Here is a 17857-nt window from a genome sequence, read left to right as displayed (position 1 = left end):
TATTCGTTCCCGTGTCTATGGACGCGAAGGTCAGGAGAACATGCCGTCTCCCCCTTCGGTTATAGATTGAATTGAAGCAACCGCTGAAGGCCGACTTCGTTCCATGCGTCCCTTGGGCCTTAAGGTTTTTTGATTTCGTCCTTTTCGGCTTCGGGCTCAGGCACGATCTTGATCAGGTCGTTGTAGATTTCCTCAAGCGCCACGCCCACGAACTTATGGGAGCGCGGGTTTTTCAGTTCGGTTTTTTCTCCCTCGCGCAGCTGTCTGGCGCGTCTCGATGCAGCGACCACCAGCGAATACTTGCTGTCGACCTTGTTCATCATTTCATCAATCGAAGGATACAACACGTTACTGCCACCTCTTTTTGTCCAAAGTAAAATATGTTGCAAGCCGTTAGTCCCTACCGCTTCACCTTACAATGTTCGGCTACGATAATGGATTCTATTCGCTTGCACGCGGAATCGATCTCGTCATTGACGACGGCATAGTCATAATGCTCCATCAGGCCGATTTCGTCAACCGCCACCGACATCCGGTGGTCGATCGTCGCCTGGTTCTCCGTGCCGCGGCCCACGATGCGGTCTTTCAACTCGTCCAGGGACGGCGGCAGCAGGAAAATAAAGACGCCTTGGGGGAATTTCTCTTTCACCTGCAGCGCGCCCTGCACCTCGATCTCCAAAATAATGTCCTTGCCGCTCTCGAGCGTTTTTTCCACGAAATCGCGCGGAGTGCCGTAATAGTTCCCTACGTATTCAGCATATTCCAGCAGCTCGTTGTTTTGCATCATATTCATAAACTGCTCGCGGGTTTTGAAAAAATAATTCACTCCGTCTTCCTCGCCGAGCCGCGGGCTCCGGGTCGTGGCCGAAACGGAGTACACAAGTTCCGGAAGTTTGCCTCTCAAGGCGGTACAGACGGTTCCTTTTCCAACTCCGGATGGTCCGGACAATACAAACAATAATCCTTTTGACATAATACTCCCCAACTCGTTATTCGTCATGATCGTCGTCTTTGCTGGACAGACGGTGAGCCACCGTTTCGGGCTGTACGGCGGACAGGATGACATGATCGCTGTCCGTAATGATTACGGCACGGGTCCGGCGTCCGTATGTCGCGTCGATCAACATATGACGGTCTCTCGCTTCCTGAATGATTCGTTTAATGGGTGCTGATTCAGGGCTTACAATGGAAATGATTCGGTTAGCCGATACAATATTCCCGAAGCCGATGTTAATGAGTTTGATTGCCATAATCAGGTTCTTCCCCCTATACATTTGACTCTTGTCTGTTTTATGTCGAAAGCGCCTTTTATTCTATATTGGCCAATTGTTCGCGAATTTTTTCCAGCTCCGCCTTCATTTCGACAACACGGTTTACCAGAGTCAGATGATTGGCCTTCGATCCAATCGTATTGACTTCCCTGTTCATTTCCTGAATCAGAAAATCCAGTTTTCTTCCGACCGGTTCATCCGCACGAAGCAAACCCTTGCATTGCTCAAAATGGCTCTGCAGACGTATCAATTCCTCGTCTATATTGGAACGGTCTGCGAAAATTGCAATTTCCATGCCAAATTTATGTTCATCAAAGGCAAACGAACCGTCATTAAGATCAGACAGCCTTTGTTTGAGCTTATTGCGGTAATCCTCGACTACTGTAGGCGCCAGCTGCAGCATTTCGGCGTGCAGGGCCTGAAGCTTGCTTAAGCGCTGCTCCACGTCCGCCGCCAAATGTTTGCCTTCCATGCTTCGCATCGCCGCAAGTCCTTCCAAAGCGGCCCGCAGTCCCTTTTCGAGAACCGGCCCCCACTCGTCCACGTCGGGTTCTCCCGGCGAGGCTCCGTGCTCGGGCGATATCCAAACGTCGGGCAGAGACAACAAATCCTTCACAGTCAGTTCGCCGTCGAGGCCGTAACGCTGTGAAAGATCCTGCGCCGCCTTCAAGTACATCTTCACGGCATGTTCGTTAAGCAAGGCATGCGGAGCATGATCGTCGCCCTCTTCCTTCGTGACGAACACATCGACGCGCCCGCGCTTGACGTATTGCTGCACCGTTCTCCGCAAAGCGTCCTCGAAGCAAGTCCACTCACGCGGCAGACGAAGCACGACTTCGCAGTAGCGGTGATTGACGGACTTCACTTCAAATACCACTTTATGCCCTCCATGCTGAAGGGCAGATCGACCGTATCCGGTCATGCTAAAAGACATCGGCACCACATCCATTACACTATTGTAATTGATTACGATCAACGAAACAAGGGGGACAATTGGCGGCCGGATCTTGCCCATACGTGCTCGATCAGCTGGGCGCTCATTTCATACAACATGAACGGAGTCATCAAATAGATTCCGTTGAAATGATCCATCGCGACGTCGAGAAGCTCCTTCGCGATTTGAACGCCCATCGCCCTGCCTTCTTCCCCTTCAAGTCCGGCCATCCGGCTGCGGACATCGTCCGAAAGCTGAATGCCGGGCACTTCGTTGTGCAAATATTCCGCGTTTCTTCCGCTCGCCAGCGGCATGATTCCCATAAAGATCGGCGTATCCAGATGTTTCGTCGCTTCGCCTACCGCCCGGATCAGCTCCGGATCGTACACCGGCTGGGTCATGATATAGTCCGCGCCTGCGGCGATTTTCCGTTCGAGCCGGGCCACCGCTTTGTCCAGATGCTTGCCGTGCGGATTAAACGCGGCGCCTACGACGAACTTCGCTTTTTGCTTCAGCGGTTTGCCGGAGAAGGCGATGCCTTCGTTCAACTGCTTGATCATCCGGATGATTTCGAACGACGTTAAGTCGTATACCGAACTGGAGCCGGGCAAATCCCCGAAGCGGGCAGGGTCTCCGGTCACGGCCAGGACATGGTCGATGCCAAGGGCGTCGAACCCCATCATGTGCGACTGGGTTCCGATCAGGTTGCGGTCGCGGCAAGCGATGTGGACAAGCGGGCGCAGCCCGGTTTCAACCTGAACGAGATGGCCGAGCGCCATGTTGCTCATGCGCGTCACGGCAAGCGAATTGTCCGCGAGCGTAAGCGCATCGGCTCCGGCCTCTTTCAGCCGGTGCGCGCCTTTCATGAATTTCGAAATGTCCAGATCGCGCGGCGGATCAAGCTCGACGATGACCGTGTGGCGCTGCTTGGCCAATTCGACCAGGTTCGGTTCCCGGCTGCCCGAAGGAGTTTCCGGTTCCGGTTCGCGAACGGTCAGCGGGGCCTCCGGCTCGGGAATAGGCTCGTACACGGCCGGCTGCGGCACGTATTCCGCGAGCGCCTTGGCGATCGCTTCGATATGGGCCGGCGTCGTGCCGCAGCATCCGCCGATGATGCGGGCGCCCAAATCGGCAAACTGGACGGCCATCTGGCCGAAATATTCCGGTCCCGCCCCGTAGCGGTATTCCCCGTCCACGTAATCGGCGACGCCCGCATTCGGGTAAACCGACACCGGCGCCGGGAGCCGGCCGTCAAGCGCCTTGATCGCGCTCAGAATCCCGTTCGGCCCGGTGCGGCAGTTAAAGCCGATGATGTCGGCGCCTTCCGACTGCACGATCCGGAAAGCGTCGGGCATCGAGTATCCGTCCAAGGTTCTGGCGACGTCCTCGACCGCAAACTGGCAAATGACGGGAACGTCGGTTAAACGGCGCGTGATGGATAAGGCAAGCACCAATTCCTCCACGTCGTAGAACGTTTCGAGCATGACGCCGTCCACGCCTTCGGCGAGGAGCGCCTGCAGCTGCTGCTCGAAATACTTTTTGAGTTCGCCGCTTGAAATATTCGTCCGCTTGCCGCCGCGGATGGATCCGACGGCCCCGACGACGTAGCCGCCCGGGCCGGCCGCTTCGCGCGCAATCCGCACGCCCGCCCGGTTGATTTCGCTGACCTTCGATTCCAGGCCGTATTTGGACAGTTTATCGTAATTGGCCGAAAACGTATTGGACTCCAACACCTGCGCGCCCGCCTGAGCGTAGCGCCGGTGAACGTCCCGGATCACCTCCGGAGAGGTTAAGTTCAGCTCCTCGTATGAAATCCCCACAGGAAAACCCATTTGATATAGAAACGTGCCCATCGCCCCATCCCCGACAAGCACCTTATCGTCCAATGCCACTCGCAAATCCGGCTTCATCAACTATTCCCCCAACCCGTATTTTTCATCTAATGTATCACAAATGCCTTCAAATTCCCACTGGTTCGCAGGGAATTCAAAAAAAGAGGACGGCGCTTGAAGCCGGGACGCAAGCTGCTTTCGCATCCGATCGATGCGCCCTCAAAAGAAAAAAGCTTGCCGGCGGCTCCCATCCCGGGGCTCCGGCAAGCTTTCGGCTATCGTTTTCGGCATCAGGCCGAGACTTCGCCCGTAAATACGAACGCGGCAGGACCCGTCATATAGATCCGGTTGTCCTCCTCATTCCACTTGATGAAGAGGCTTCCGCCTTTCAACCGCACTTCCGCCTCGCGGTCCGTCTTCCCGTTCAGCACCGAAGAAACGAGCGTCGCGCAAGCTCCCGTGCCGCAGGCAAGGGTAGGACCCGCTCCCCGCTCCCAAACGCGCATGTCGATCGTTTTCCGGTCCACTACGGTCGCAAATTCGACGTTCACTTTTTTCGGGAAATACGGATGGACTTCCAGCTTCGGCCCCCAGGCATGGAGATCGAAACGGACCGCATCCTCGACGTAAATCACGCAGTGCGGATTGCCCATCGACACGGCCGTAAACCGGAAGGTCTCCCCGTCCGCCTTCAGCGGCACGTCCACCACCGGCGTCGAGTCGATCGTGGTCGGGATCTGCAGCCCCGCCAGCACCGGCTCGCCCATGTCCACGGTTACCGTGGCGGCCTTGCCGTTCTCCGCCTGGATGACGACCTTTTGCACGCCCGCCCCGAGCGTTTCGATCGTAATTTCTTCCCTTTGGACGTACCCGTGGTCGTACACGTATTTGGCCACGCAGCGGATCGCGTTGCCGCATTGCTCCGCCTCGCTTCCGTCCGAATTGATGATTCTCATCCGGTAATCGGCGCGCTCGGACGGCAGGATGTAGACGAGCCCGTCGGCTCCGATCCCGAAATAGCGGTCGCACCACTTGACGGCAAGCTCCGCCGCATTGCCCGGAAGAGCCTGCTCGCCGTATATCACAATAAAGTCATTGCCAAGACCATGCATTTTCGTAAATTCCATCGGATGGTGCCACTCCTTAAGTTTTGCTTGTTTTACTGCTCCTAAGCATAGCTTAAGGCATGGCGGAATTGTATAAACTTTATGCCGAAATATTTGTACTTTTCGCCACGAAACGTCTGCGTTTCGAGCGCCGGCCGCCCCATACGCTGCCTGCGCCCATCAGGAAGGTCGGGATGCCTGCGGCCACGATCGAGATGGACCATTCGCGGAACCCGAGCGGAACCGTTTTGAAAATCGGCTGCAGCGCTTCGATGTACATGACGCCGAGCATCAGGACGACCGAAGAGAGCACCGCCAGCACCAAATACTTGTTTTGCAGCGGATTCCGGTGGAAAATGGACCGCGAGCTTCTGCAGTCGAATACATGGATGAGCTGCGCCAAAACGAGCGTCGCGAACGCAACGGACTGCGCCTTGGCGATTTGTCCGGCATTGCCCGGGTCGACCCGCAGCGTCAGCCAGAAGGCGCCCAGCGTGCAAAACCCGATCAAAAAGCCGCGGCTGATGATTTTCCAGCCGAGCCGCCGCGCGAAGATGTTTTCTCTCGCGCCGCGCGGTTTATGCTCCATCAAATCCTTCTCCGGCTGATCGACGCCAAGCGCCATCGCCGGCAAGCCGTCGGTCACCAGATTGACCCACAAAATCTGGATCGGGAGCAGCGGGAGCGGCAGCGCCAGCATCATCGCGAAAAACATCGTCAAAATTTCGCCGACGTTCGACGCCAGCAGGTAGCGGATAAATTTGCGGATATTTTCGTAAATGCTCCGCCCTTCCTCGATGGCCGCCACGATGGTGGAGAAGTTGTCGTCGCTCAGCACGAGCGCCGAAGCTTCCTTCGTCACGTCTGTTCCCGTAATGCCCATGGCGATGCCGATGTCGGCGGCTTTGATCGCCGGGGCGTCGTTGACGCCATCGCCCGTCATGGCCACGACATGGCCTTTGCGCTGCAGCGATTTGACGATCCGCAGCTTATGCTCCGGCGAGACGCGGGAATAGACGTAAATGTTGTCCACCTTCGCATCCAGCTCCGCGTCGTCCATCCGGTTCAGATCCTGTCCGGACATGGCCAGCCCGCCGCGGGGCATGATGCCTAGCTGATGCGCGATCGCTTCGGCCGTCGTGCCGTGGTCCCCGGTAATCATGACCGTTTTGATGCCGGCGCGGCGGCAGGTGTTGATCGCGTCGCGCACCTCGCGCCGGGGCGGATCGATCATGCCGGCCAAACCGACGAACACGAGCTGGGTTTCGGCTTCCTTTTCGCTGCTTAACGCATCATGCGCCCGGACTTCGCGGTAAGCGGCTCCAAGCACCCGCAGCGCGTTCGAAGCCATCTGTTCGTTGGCCGCCAGCACTTTTTGCTTCAAGGTCGCGGTGAACGGCACCACGTTGCCCTCCCATAATATGTAAGCGCACTGGTTCAGGAGGACGTCCGGAGCCCCTTTCGTGCACAGCAGCCGGCCGCCCTGGTGGCTGACCACGACGGACATCAGCTTGCGCTCGGAATCGAAAGGGAATTCCTGGTCGCGCTTGTACAAACCGGACAAAGATTCCGGGGTCATGCCCATTTTGGAGGACAACGTGATGAGCGCGCCCTCGGTCGGATCCCCTTTCAGCCCCCAAACGGGGCCGGCAGGCTCCTCTTTTCCTTTCCGTTTGCCTTTCGGCTCCGTTTGCTGCACCTCGTAAATTTCCGCGTTGTTGCATAACGCGCCGATTTGCAGCAGCCGGCGCAAGGCTTGATCGTTGCGGACGTCGATGGTTTTTCCCTTTTCGAGAATCTGGCCGGTAGGCGCATAGCCGTCTCCCGTCACTTCCAGATCCCGGCCGCCGACCCAAAGCCGCGTGACGGTCATTTTGTTTTGGGTCAAAGTGCCTGTCTTATCCGAACAAATGACGGACGCGCAGCCCAGCGTTTCCACGGAAGGGAGTTTGCGGACGATGGCCTTTCGTTTGATCATGCGCTGCACGCCGAGAGCCAAAGCGACCGTCACGATGGCCGGCAGCCCCTCCGGTATGGCGGCGACGGCAAGGCTGACGCCCGCGAGGAACATGCTGACCGGGGGCTGCCCATGCAAAATGCCTGCCACCACGACCATGACGGTCAGACCCAAGGCAAGTATAATAAGCAGTTTGCCGAGCTGCTCCAGCCGGTGCTGCAGCGGCGTTTGCTGCGCGTCGGTATTTTGGATCAGGTCCGCGATTTTGCCCATTTCCGTATCCATGCCGGTCCGGATGACGATGCCTTTCGCCGTGCCGCGGGTCATCATCGTGCCCATGAATCCGAGGTTTTTCTGGTCGCCCAGGGGCACCTCCGGTTCCGATATGACCTGGCTGTGCTTGCCGACCGGAACCGATTCGCCCGTCAGCGCCGACTCCTCGACGTAGCAGCTGCTCGTTTCAAGCCACCGCACGTCCGCGGGAACCCGGTCGCCGCTCTCCAGCAGGATGACGTCGCCCGGCACAAGCATTTTCGCAGGGATCGAGACGACCCTGCCTTCCCTGAGCACTTTGGCGGACGGAGCCGACAGCTGCTTCAGCGCGCGCAGGGAACGCTCGGCCCGGAATTCCTGGACGAATCCCAGCACCCCGTTCAGCAAAATGATGGCAATAATCGTAACGGCATCCAGATATTCGCCCAACAGGCCGGACACGAGCGTGGCCCCCATCAGCACCAGTACCATAAAATCCTTGAACTGGTTCAAAAACAGCGCGAATAAAGAGATCTTTTTGCCCTCGGACAGCTCGTTGCTCCCGTGCTGCTTCCTTCTCTCGTCAGCCTGTTCTTCCGTCAGGCCGCTCTGCGGCTGGACGCCCAGAACCTGCTGCAGATCTTCGGCATTCATCTGATGCCATGCTTTTTGTTCCATGCTTCCCTTTCCCTCCCGCTCTTTGTGCTGCCGCCGGCAAGTGGCCGACAGCTTTTCCACCTGTTCTAACGTAAATGTATTCGGACAGGGCCTGAAATATCACAGAAGCGGCCTCTTAAGTTTTTGGGCAAACTATGGCATCATAGAGAGGACGGGTTTTTGGAACGAGGATTTTGCGGCAATCCGTCGATCGGCCGTACCGAATCACGCAAAATCCGGATCATCAACCGCAATCAAGCCAACGGCTTACATAAATGATAGATGGGAGAATATAAAACATGTCATTGGACGGAATCGTAACAAGGGCGATCGTGCATGAGCTGGAAAAATGCCGGGGAGCCCGCATCAGCAAAATATACCAGCCCGGAGACCACGACCTTCTGCTGCACCTGCGCACGCGCGAGGGCAACGCCAAGCTGCTGCTGTCGGCAAACCCGACGTATCCGCGGGTGCATTTTACGGAGCGGAGTTTCATGAATCCGCAGGAAGCGCCGATGTTCTGCATGCTCATGCGCAAACATTGCGAGGGCGGGATCATCGAAGACATCAGCCAGGTCGGCATGGAGCGGATCATCCATTTGACGGTCCGCCAGCGCGACGAGCTCGGGGACGTATCCACCAAAAAAATCGTCGTCGAGCTGATGGGACGCCACAGCAACATCATTTTGACCGACCATTCGAGCGAAACCATCCTCGACGGCATTCATCACGTCACGCCCAGCATCAGCAGCTACCGGATCGTCATGCCGGGGTTTGCCTACACCGAACCGCCGCAGCAACATAAGCTCGACCCGCTGGCAGCGGACCGCAAAGAATTTTTCGTCAAATGCTCCGGCGCCCAGGACCCCGTTGCCTGGATCGTCGATACGTTCAGCGGGGTGAGTCCGCTGGTCGCCCAGGAAATCGCGCACCGTGCCGGGACGGGTGCCGCATTTGACCCTCAAGCGAGCGAGGACGAAACGTATGAGCGGTGCGCCGCCTTATGGGATGCTTTCACCTCCGTGATGGAGCCTGTCCGAAAGCACGAATACAAGCCGGTCTCCGGAGCGAACGCCAAGGGCAAAATGGTGTTTTCCGCCGTCAACCTGACGCTGCTTGCGGACGAGATCAAACATTACGACTCGATCAGCGCCTGCATGGAGGATTATTTCGGGGAAAAAGCCGAACGGGACACGGTCAAGCAAAAGGTGAGCGACCTGCTTCGTTTCCTGCAAAACGAACGCTCCAAAAACATCAAAAAACTCGACCACCTGCACAAGGATCTGGCCGAGGCGGACGATGCCGACCGGTACCGGATTTACGGAGAGCTGCTGTTCGCTTCGCTGCATACGATCCAAAAAGGCGACAAAACGGCCGAACTCGTCAATTTTTACGATGAGGAGCAAAAGACGGTCTCCATCCCGCTCGATCCGCTGCTGACGCCGTCGGATAACGCCCAGCGGTATTTCAAAAAATACAACAAATACAAAAACAGCCTCGTCGTCATTCAAGAGCAGCTGGAGAAAACGAAGGAAGAAATCCGCTACATGGACGAGCTGCTGCAGCAGCTGTCCTACGCGTCCATGAGCGACATCGACGAAATCCGCGAGGAGCTGATCCAGCAGGGCTACCTCCGCGACCGCAGCAAAAAGACGAAGAAAAAGAAAAAAAACGACCGTCCGACGCTGCATGTGTTCACCTCGTCCGAAGGCGTCGAAATTTACGTCGGCAAAAACAACCTGCAAAACGAATATTTGACCAACAAGCTGGCCGCCTCGGGGGATACTTGGCTGCATACGAAAGACATTCCCGGTTCCCATGTCGTGATCCGCAGCAGCGAATTCGGCGACCGGACGCTCGAGGAAGCGGCCATGCTTGCGGCTTATTACAGCCAGGCGAAAGAATCCAGCAGCGTTCCCGTCGACTACACCCTGATCCGTCACGTCCACAAGCCAAACGGGGCCAAACCCGGATTCGTCATCTACGACCATCAAAAAACGCTGGTCATCACGCCGGATGAGGAACGGATCAAAAGTCTCGCCAACGCGCTGAAATAATCACGAATGCCGGAACCCATTAAAAAAAGCTGCCGCTCCTGCTTTCCCAAGCAGAAACGCGCAGCTTTTTTTCCGTGATGAGTCTCTTTTAGCCTAACCCGAAACCTGCGGACGCTTGCCGGAGCTGTTCAAGCACCTTTGCCGAAACCGTCCGGTTACCGATCTCGCCGTGGAACACGACGCCCTGCCTTGCCCCATGGAAATCGGAGCCGGCCGTCACGATCAGCCCGTATTGATCCGCCATGGCCTGATAGCGTTTCTCGTCCTCGGGCCCGTGATCCGAATGAAAGACCTCGATGCCCGCTGGTCGGGCCTGTTCCAATATTTCCCTGACCAGCCCATCGTCGCCGTAAATTCCCGGGTGGGCAAGCACTGGGGTTCCTCCAGCTTCGCGGATCCAAGAACACGCTTCACCCGGCGAAATCCGCGGAACCGAAACGTACGCAGGGGCATCTTCCCCTAAATATTTGTCAAACGCATCCCGCATATCGCGGGCATATCCCTTGCCGACCAGCACGTCCGCTATATGCGGGCGGGCAACGGTCTCATCGGGACCCAGTTCCCTCCCGAGCCCGGCGATAACCTCTTCCATCGTAATGTCCACGCCCAGCTCACGCAGCTTCGCGATCATTTTCGCGTTGCGTTCGTCCCGCGTATTCCGCAGGTCGGCCAGCCGCTGCAGAAAAAGTTCGTTCCCGCAATCGACGTAATACCCGAGCACATGAATGTCTTTTCCGCTTGCGCGGGTGCTGATTTCGACGCCGGGGACGACGGTGACGCCGCTGCGGACGCCTTCTTCCATCGCCTCCTTCACGCCCGCGACCGTATCGTGATCGGTGATGGCGATCGCCGCAAGCCCCTTATCCCGGGCAAGCCGGACGTTTTCCACGGGGCTCTGCATGCCGTCCGACGCCAGCGTGTGCGTATGCAGGTCGCATGTTTCCGTTGCAACAGTCATTGAGCATTCCTCCACATCGTTTTGTCTTGTATTTATTGTAAAGGATTCGGACAGCTGCCGCCAAATCAACCGCAAACGGATCTTGCGCGACGGGAAACTTCCTTAATATAAGCAAGGATTCGCGAGCCTAACCGTAAAAAAGGCATGCATCCGAAAGAGTCGGATCCATGCCTGCCATACAGCCGTTATGTAAATAATCTATCTGCGTTTTCGGGTGTTTTTGATGAGCGTCATTCTTCGGGAATGGCGCAGCCAGGAATAATAGGACTTCAAATCTCTTAATTCGATCGTTTCGGACATCCGTCCCAAAAACGTAACCACGATCATTTTATGCAAAGGATTGCCGCTGATGTCAAATTCGCCCTCGAGTTCGGTAAATTCCGCAACGACGACCAAATCCTCGTCAATCAGATAAACGTCCTGTTCATTCCGGTAATAGGGGAGCATCCGGCTTTGTTTCAGGCATTCCCACATCCATGCCGCAATGTCGTCCGTTTGGTGATCCCCGCGCTCGATGCGGTCGTTATATCTCGTTTTTGCATGATTGGTTATGACGATGTCAGCAACCTTTTTATCGCCCAGGACAACGTAGAATGGTTCATAGGTGGTCCACCTTTCCATTCCTCTGTCGCGCATGGAACATCACTCTCCACCACATAGGACTTTCAGTCTAGATATATTTACCTATTATATTACATCACAACATCGGGTTGCACAAGTAAAAAAGTCTTAAAATTAATAGAATTCCAGATGGCTCTCCGACTAAATATCGGCAGCTTGAAACAAGGCATGCCCCGAAGGCCGCAATCCGCTCCCGTCCCGTTCGAAACGTTCGACCGCCCGGGACCTCCCCGTAGAAGCTGCTTTCCGGAGCGCGGAATAAAAAAAAGCAGCCGTTAGGCTGCTTTTGCGAAAAAACGTCTTATGTTCGATGGGAAACCGGGGTCATCCCCGCTGAAAGAACGGGCCCCTTTCGATATTATAGGCCGTAAAATCTCGTTTTGTCGGGAACGTCTTTCGTATATTCCGTTTTGATCTCGTTGCGGTAGGAGCGCTCAATCTTTCGCACATAGGAAAGCCTGCGAATGTTTTTGGCCGTTTCTTCGGCCCGATCCGCGTTGACGTACATCACCACATAATGCATGCGCCTCGAAATATAATGAACGGTTCCGTATTTTTCAAGATTTCTGGCCGCCTTGACATCCGTCACCCATATAATATAACCTGTCCGTTCTGCAAACATCTTTTCCCACCTCGCTTATGTTCCCTGTCTACAGCTTAACCGCCGCAGCCGCATTTGCCCCCGCCGCCGCAGCCGCGTTTCGGAAGCGGATCGTTGCTTGGCACCTTAATCGTGTCCGATACGGAAAACGCAATCATTTCGGACATCTGGTGAAGCAGATCGTCGAGCTCCTTTTCCGCTTGCTTAAAGCGTACGACTTCCTCAAACTGATCCAGCTGTTCCTCGACGGCCTTCACCTCATCCTTCGCGCTGTGGTAGTTCGGATGGAAGTGTCCGAAACGCTGGGTTTCCTCGAAGAGCTCTTTCTTCTTCGCAAGCAGGCGGACCAGCTCCTGGATTTCAGGATTGCTGTCAACGCGCTGCTTCCAATATAAATAATCAGACACCTCGACGGACTGATTGATCATATCGCCTAATTCATAGGCGTTCATCAGTACGGCAGCCATGTCCATTGTCTGCACTTCTGATACGCTCATGAAAATTCATCCCAATTCCTTAAAAGTTCCACTTGTCGTCAAGTGGACTCTTCTATCATATCATAACCCGTCTTCCTTAAGAAGAGGGATTTCGGCACTACGTCGTCTCCCCGTCGAGCTTGGGAACGATCAGTTTCAGCTCTCCCAGGTCTTCGGCCGCAAGCTCGCGCCGCTCGAACGTCCCGGTTTCCAAATCGTGCAAAACGCCCTCCGCCCTCCAGGGAGCCGAATATACCGCCGTCGGAGCGAATTCCGCCCGCTTCCCCCCCAGATTCAGCAAAACCCGGGTTTGCCAGCTTTGAGCCTGCTCGACGATGCTTTGCGCGGTGGAGCTGTGGTAGCTCCGGAAATCTTGAAGCCATCTTGCCGGAAGCCGCTCATATCCCGGAAACAAGGAAACCGGCTCGGGAATGTCGTGATCCGGATCGAAAAAACGGACGTTGCGGCCCGAATAGACGAGGCCTTGTGCCTCGTAATAACGACCCGGCATCAACCGCTCCCGGGCTTCCGGCTTCGGTTCATCGCCGATCAGCGGATACGCGGGGGGCTTACCGTCGCCGTTGCCGACCCTTTTAAGCGGAGCCAGCCCTATGCCTTCCAACATGCTGCGTATTTTGCCCGTTTCGGAGGCTTTGGCCATAAAGTGTTTGGGCCCGATCCGCGTCAGCTCACCTTCGAGCCGGGGATGCGCGGCGATGCGGTCGGCTTCCTCCTCGGTCATGCAGGACAGCAGAAGCGCTTCGTCGAACCGGGTCCGGCCGATTTCCTTGCCCCACTGCTCCACCGCTGCCGCGACATGCGCCGGAATTTCGGCGGCGGAGCCTTGGGCCAACATGCTTAATATTTGAGGCGCCCCGAACCCCTTTTCTGCCGCTTTGGCCGTACCCGCCCGCGTCAGTTTGTACACGGACACCCGGTCGCATTGCACCAATTCGGTACAGGCCAGCAGCTTCCAGCGCAGATAAAACGGGACGCCGGGAGGGCATATGACGTCAAAATCCGGCTGGACGTAAAAACGCGCGTCGTCCTCCCCGTTTTCTCCGCCGTCCTCAAACAGCAAACGCCGGGAGTCGACGGTCCACCGGAATGCGCAATCTCCGTTATCCGCCTCCGCCACGTCTCCCCAGCCGAATCCGGCAAGAGCGCAAAGCCAAACTTCCGCTTGGCCCGCTGCATCCGCCGCATTCAGCATCCCTTCGCCTTCCATCCACCGCAGCAGCGCCGGAACGTCGATCCATTCCCGTTCGGGGGTTGCAAGGAGGCAAATGAAATACCGAAACAGCTGCATGCCGGCATCGTTTGGCCCGTACCGCTCGATCGCGGTTCGAAGCAGAATGCGGTTCATTTCATGCTCGGACAAGCTGAGCCATTCACCTAGGCGTTGCTCATCAAGCCGGAATGCTCCGTCCCTATCCGTTATGAATCCCATGCATAACAGCAGGTCGAGCACGACGGCAATGGCCGGTTCGTACGTATCTTGATGCGCATACTGAAGGGAGAGCCGACTTACGTGTTCATGGCTTAAAAAAAGCGGCTCCTGCAGCTTCTGCAAGCTTTTTTTGTGCACCGTCCCTTTGGCGGTCAGCGGAAGCCCCTGGTCCGCGACGCAGGCCAGCGCATGCAGCAGGTCCAGCGCGAGTCCGGGGCCCGCTTCCCGCCGGATATTAAGCCCTGATGCGGCGGCGCCTGCGCATGGCGGGGCATAAAAAGCCGGCAGCAGCCGGATCAGCTTTTCCGCCGGAATGTAATACAGCCGTTCGCCCCAAGCTTTTTTGACGGCGTGGACCCATCCGCGTTTCCGGAGGCGGAGAAACGACAGCTTCAGCTCCGCCCCGCTGCGGGCCATGCCGCCGATTTCCTCCCATGCCGGCTCGCCGAACGGCTGACCCGCAAAACGGCCGGCCAGCCCCTTTAACAGCTCGGCCTCGCATTCGGCGAGCTGGCTGGGCCATTCATTCCATTCGGACGAATCGTTGATGCTCATGTTCCCGAACGCACCTCCCTTGCGGAATGGACCGCATATTCATACCCCTGCTCGACGAGGAACATTTGTCGTTTGACGGCAAACTCCTCTTCCTTGCTGTTTTCGGTCACGAGCGTATAGAAATACGCCCGGTTGTCCCCCGCTTTCGGACGCAAAATCCGGCCTAGCCGCTGCGCCTCCTCCTGCCTTGATCCGAAGCTCCCCGACACTTCGATCGCGACCGATGCGTCCGGAAGGTCTACGGCGAAATTCGCTACCTTAGACACGACGAGCACGGGCGTTTCCCCCTTCCTAAACGATGCAAACAAAGCCGTCCGCTGGCGCTGCGGCGTCCTGCCGCTGATGAGCGGCGCGCCGATCGCGGCGGCGAGCGCTTGCAGCTGGTCCAGATATTGCCCGATCACCAAAACGCCCCCTTGCGGATGCCTCTTCAGCAGATCGGCGACGATTGCCGTTTTGCCGGGGTTCTCCGCGGCAAGCCTGAATTTGTCTTTGCCTTCGGCGTATGCATGCTTTTCCCGAAGCGCGGCATCCATCGGAACGCGGATTTCGCTGCATTCGACCCGGGCGATCCAGCCTTTGGCCTCAAGTTCTTTCCATGGCATTTCGTACCGTTTGGGACCGATGAGCGAAAAGACGTCCTGTTCGCATCCGTCCTCCCTGACCAACGTCGCCGTCAGTCCCAGCCTGCGCGTGGCTTGGATTTCCGCCGTCGCACGGAACACCGGGGCCGGCAGCAAATGGACTTCATCGTAAATGATGAGCCCCCAGTTCCGCTCGTTAAACAGCTTCATATGCTCGAATTCGCCTTCCTTGGAACGCCTGTGGGTCAAAATTTGGTACGTGGCGACGGTAACCGGCTTCACTTCCTTCCGTTCGCCGGTATATTGGCCCACTTGATCCGGCTTCAGCGTCGTCTTTTCGGTTAATTCGCGAATCCACTGCTCGACGGAAGTGGTGTTCGACGTCAGGATGAGGCATTCGCACTGCTGTCTTTCAAGCGCGGCGATGCCGATGATGGTCTTGCCTGCCCCGCAGGGAAGAACCAATACGCCGCTGCCGCCGCTGCCCGTTACGCCTTCGAACGCCTCAACGGCTTCCGTCTGATAGCTCCTGAGGGAAAACGGCTTTCCTTCGCCGCCATTTTGCCACTGGAGCCGCAGCGCCTGGCCTTCGTGATACCCAGCCAAATCCAGCACGGGGAACCCATAGCGCATCAGCTCCTGTTTAAGGCGGCCCCTCGCCGCGGCCGAAATTCGGGCTTGGACCGGCGAGATGCGGTCGAGCACAAGTTCCGACAATGCCGGGGAGGCGACCGCTTCGTCCAGAAGCCGGCTGTCGGCAGCCGTCAGGCAAAGCGTGTCCCCTTCGCCGTCCGCTTCCCTTTCCAGCATCAATTTGCCGTACCTTGACACGAGCCCGCGGATTTCCTGCAGCAGTCCCGCCGGCAGCCCCCACCGCGCAATCGACTCCAGGTCGGCGGCAATGTCTTCGGCGGTGCTGCCCAAAGCGGCCGCGTTCCATAAGGATAGCGGCGTAATTCTGTAGGTATGGAAAGCGGAGGGGCTTTTCACAAGCTCCGCAAACCGGGCAAGCTTCTCCCGAGCCGCCTCGAATCCGGGATGGGCGCATTCCAGCAGCACCGTCCGGTCGCGCTGGACGATGCAGGCTTTAAGATCGTTCATCTTCGGCTCCTTTCCATATGGAAAAAGTCCACCTCCTAACGCAGGAAGTGAACTTCGTTTTTCGGATACCTTTATGTTTTCCCAAAGATCCCCAGACTATTCTGCATTTTGCGGTGCCGTTAAGCCGGAACCCGCCTCCGCTTATTCCCAGCCCTGATAGGACTGCGTCATCGATACAAGCAGCTTGGCCGCGGCGAGCATCGCCGATTCGTCGAAATCGAACCGGGGATGATGATGCGGATAAACCGCCTGAAGGCTTTCGTTGCCCGCTCCCACGAACATGAAGCACCCCGGAACCCGTTCCAGGTAATACGAAAAATCCTCGGCAGGCATGATTTTGGCGCACTCGCTGACTTGCCCTTCTCCGAACACGCCCGGCGCCACACGGAAGAAACGGCCGGTTTCCTCCTCGTCATTCACGAGGGGCGGATATCCCATAAGATATTCGATGTTTGCCTTGGCGCCGTAGGTTTCGGCCGTCAGACGGGCGATATCCTCAATCCGCTTGCGGATAAGCAGGCGCGTCTCTTCGTCGAAGGTGCGGACCGTTCCCGTAATGCGGCAGGATTCCGCAATGACGTTCTGCGCGCTGCCGCCCTGGATGGTGCCGATCGTCACGACCGCCGGCTTCAGCGGATCAACCGTCCGGCTGACGATGCTTTGCAGCTGCATGACGACCGCCGCCCCCGCCACGACGCTGTCGACCGTCACGTGCGGCATGCCTCCATGCCCGCCCTTGCCCGTGATGTCGATAAAAAATTCGTCGGCCGCCGCCATGAGCGGTCCCGGCGCGCTTGCCGCCGTCCCGGCCACAAACGGCGTCCACAAATGGACCCCGTAAATGACGTCGACCCCATCGAGAACGCCGGCATTGATCATGCCGCGGGCGCCTCCCGGACAAACCTCTTCCGCCGGCTGGAAAATAAAGCGGATTTCCCCTTCAACGTCCGCTTGCCGCCGGCTGAAATAAGCAGCGACGCCCAGCAGGGTCGACGTGTGGCCGTCATGGCCGCATGCGTGCATCACGCCGGCTACCCCCGAAGCATATTCGCATGTTTTTTCGTCCTGGATCGGCAGTGCGTCCATGTCGGCCCGGAGCGCCACCGTTTTGCCGGGCTTGCCGCCTGTCAAAACGCCGACGACGCCGTAACCGCCGCCCACCCCGGTCGATACGGCCAGCCCGAGCTCCCGCAGCTTGCCGGCCACGAACTGCGACGTTTTCCGTTCATGGTACGAAAGCTCGGGGTTTCGGTGCAGAAAGCGCCTCCATTCCACCATTTGCGGCTGCAGCGCGTCCAGTATTTCCTCTTCTTTCATGTACACACGTCCTCTCGCCAAAAAGAATGTCTACCGCATTGTTTTCCGCTCTCCGGCCACAATGCCTTTTTTCCATTGTAGCAGAAACCGGCCGGACGGGGTATGTCCCGCGCGCCGGATAGTGTAAA

At 57.2% G+C, this 17857-nt stretch carries 15 protein-coding genes; 1 reads left to right on the top strand and 14 read right to left on the bottom strand.

The annotated features are described in order from the left end of the window. Positions 1–119: 119 nt before the first annotated feature. From rpoZ to MKY58_RS08310, 7 genes are all read right to left on the bottom strand, one after another. Positions 120–347, bottom strand: coding sequence for a DNA-directed RNA polymerase subunit omega (gene rpoZ / locus MKY58_RS08340; protein ID WP_036707689.1), 228 nt, complete (start codon positions 345–347; stop codon positions 120–122). 53 nt (positions 348–400) lie between these two features. Then, entirely contained in the window at positions 401–973 is a 573-nt protein-coding gene (gene gmk, locus MKY58_RS08335) for a guanylate kinase (protein ID WP_036707686.1), read from the bottom strand. Between the two features lie 16 nt (positions 974–989). Beyond that, positions 990–1250: a DUF370 domain-containing protein gene (locus MKY58_RS08330; RefSeq protein ID WP_036707683.1), complete on the bottom strand. Its 261-nt coding sequence runs from the start codon at positions 1248–1250 to the stop codon at positions 990–992. Between the two features lie 58 nt (positions 1251–1308). Beyond that, complete coding sequence (locus MKY58_RS08325) at positions 1309–2205, bottom strand: YicC/YloC family endoribonuclease (RefSeq protein WP_036707681.1); 897 nt, start codon at positions 2203–2205, stop codon at positions 1309–1311. A 38-nt stretch (positions 2206–2243) separates the two neighbouring features. Continuing rightward, positions 2244–4115 carry a bifunctional homocysteine S-methyltransferase/methylenetetrahydrofolate reductase gene (locus MKY58_RS08320; RefSeq protein ID WP_339324177.1) on the bottom strand — a complete coding sequence of 624 codons (1872 nt, stop codon included), beginning with the start codon at positions 4113–4115 and terminating at the stop codon, positions 2244–2246. Positions 4116–4327: 212 nt separating this feature from the next. Continuing rightward, entirely contained in the window at positions 4328–5164 is an 837-nt protein-coding gene (gene dapF, locus MKY58_RS08315) for a diaminopimelate epimerase (protein ID WP_339324176.1), read from the bottom strand. A 79-nt stretch (positions 5165–5243) separates the two neighbouring features. Continuing rightward, positions 5244–8030, bottom strand: a complete 2787-nt coding sequence (locus tag MKY58_RS08310) for a calcium-translocating P-type ATPase, SERCA-type (protein WP_339324175.1) — start codon at positions 8028–8030, stop codon at positions 5244–5246. Positions 8031–8308: 278 nt separating this feature from the next. Here MKY58_RS08310 and MKY58_RS08305 point away from each other — a divergent pair, with 278 nt between their 5' ends. Continuing rightward, the gene (locus tag MKY58_RS08305; RefSeq protein ID WP_339324174.1) at positions 8309–10066 is read left to right on the top strand and encodes an NFACT RNA binding domain-containing protein; all 1758 of its coding nucleotides are present in this window, start codon (positions 8309–8311) and stop codon (positions 10064–10066) included. Positions 10067–10154: 88 nt separating this feature from the next. Here MKY58_RS08305 and MKY58_RS08300 read toward each other — a convergent pair whose 3' ends face one another. From MKY58_RS08300 to MKY58_RS08270, 7 genes are all read right to left on the bottom strand, one after another. Further along, a complete protein-coding gene (locus MKY58_RS08300) occupies positions 10155–11024 on the bottom strand; it encodes a PHP domain-containing protein (protein WP_339324173.1) in 870 nt (289 codons plus the stop codon). A gap of 198 nt (positions 11025–11222) precedes the next feature. Beyond that, positions 11223–11660: a hypothetical protein gene (locus MKY58_RS08295; protein WP_339324172.1), complete on the bottom strand. Its 438-nt coding sequence runs from the start codon at positions 11658–11660 to the stop codon at positions 11223–11225. 343 nt (positions 11661–12003) lie between these two features. Continuing rightward, positions 12004–12267: a YlbG family protein gene (locus tag MKY58_RS08290; RefSeq protein ID WP_036707670.1), complete on the bottom strand. Its 264-nt coding sequence runs from the start codon at positions 12265–12267 to the stop codon at positions 12004–12006. Positions 12268–12302: 35 nt separating this feature from the next. Beyond that, complete coding sequence (locus MKY58_RS08285) at positions 12303–12743, bottom strand: YlbF family regulator (protein WP_036707668.1); 441 nt, start codon at positions 12741–12743, stop codon at positions 12303–12305. A 97-nt stretch (positions 12744–12840) separates the two neighbouring features. After that, a complete protein-coding gene (locus tag MKY58_RS08280) occupies positions 12841–14727 on the bottom strand; it encodes a helicase-associated domain-containing protein (RefSeq protein WP_339324171.1) in 1887 nt (628 codons plus the stop codon). Then, entirely contained in the window at positions 14724–16412 is a 1689-nt protein-coding gene (locus MKY58_RS08275) for a DNA repair helicase XPB (protein ID WP_339324170.1), read from the bottom strand. Before MKY58_RS08275 ends, MKY58_RS08280 begins: the two co-directional genes overlap by 4 nt. Positions 16413–16553: 141 nt before the next feature. Further along, positions 16554–17729: a M20 family metallopeptidase gene (locus tag MKY58_RS08270; protein WP_339324169.1), complete on the bottom strand. Its 1176-nt coding sequence runs from the start codon at positions 17727–17729 to the stop codon at positions 16554–16556. Between the last annotated feature and the right edge of the window lie 128 nt (positions 17730–17857).

The sequence above is a fragment of the Paenibacillus sp. FSL W8-0194 genome (assembly GCF_037969745.1).
Lineage (GTDB): Bacteria > Bacillota > Bacilli > Paenibacillales > Paenibacillaceae > Paenibacillus_AQ > Paenibacillus_AQ cookii.
This window is presented reverse-complemented; position numbering and strand designations above follow the sequence as displayed.

Excerpts from the sequence above, each read along its gene's own strand:
- MKY58_RS08290 (WP_036707670.1), bottom strand. The coding sequence starts at position 12,267 with ATGTTTGCAGAACGGACAGGTTATATTATATGGGTGACGGATGTCAAG.
- MKY58_RS08330 (WP_036707683.1), bottom strand. The coding sequence starts at position 1,250 with ATGGCAATCAAACTCATTAACATCGGCTTCGGGAATATTGTATCGGCT.
- MKY58_RS08285 (WP_036707668.1), bottom strand. The coding sequence starts at position 12,743 with ATGAGCGTATCAGAAGTGCAGACAATGGACATGGCTGCCGTACTGATG.
- MKY58_RS08270 (WP_339324169.1), bottom strand. The coding sequence starts at position 17,729 with ATGAAAGAAGAGGAAATACTGGACGCGCTGCAGCCGCAAATGGTGGAA.
- MKY58_RS08305 (WP_339324174.1), top strand. The coding sequence starts at position 8,309 with ATGTCATTGGACGGAATCGTAACAAGGGCGATCGTGCATGAGCTGGAA.
- MKY58_RS08295 (WP_339324172.1), bottom strand. The coding sequence starts at position 11,660 with ATGCGCGACAGAGGAATGGAAAGGTGGACCACCTATGAACCATTCTAC.
- MKY58_RS08280 (WP_339324171.1), bottom strand. The coding sequence starts at position 14,727 with ATGAGCATCAACGATTCGTCCGAATGGAATGAATGGCCCAGCCAGCTC.
- gmk (WP_036707686.1), bottom strand. The coding sequence starts at position 973 with ATGTCAAAAGGATTATTGTTTGTATTGTCCGGACCATCCGGAGTTGGA.
- dapF (WP_339324176.1), bottom strand. The coding sequence starts at position 5,164 with ATGGAATTTACGAAAATGCATGGTCTTGGCAATGACTTTATTGTGATA.
- MKY58_RS08300 (WP_339324173.1), bottom strand. The coding sequence starts at position 11,024 with ATGACTGTTGCAACGGAAACATGCGACCTGCATACGCACACGCTGGCG.
- MKY58_RS08325 (WP_036707681.1), bottom strand. The coding sequence starts at position 2,205 with ATGTCTTTTAGCATGACCGGATACGGTCGATCTGCCCTTCAGCATGGA.
- MKY58_RS08320 (WP_339324177.1), bottom strand. The coding sequence starts at position 4,115 with ATGAAGCCGGATTTGCGAGTGGCATTGGACGATAAGGTGCTTGTCGGG.
- MKY58_RS08310 (WP_339324175.1), bottom strand. The coding sequence starts at position 8,030 with ATGGAACAAAAAGCATGGCATCAGATGAATGCCGAAGATCTGCAGCAG.
- MKY58_RS08275 (WP_339324170.1), bottom strand. The coding sequence starts at position 16,412 with ATGAACGATCTTAAAGCCTGCATCGTCCAGCGCGACCGGACGGTGCTG.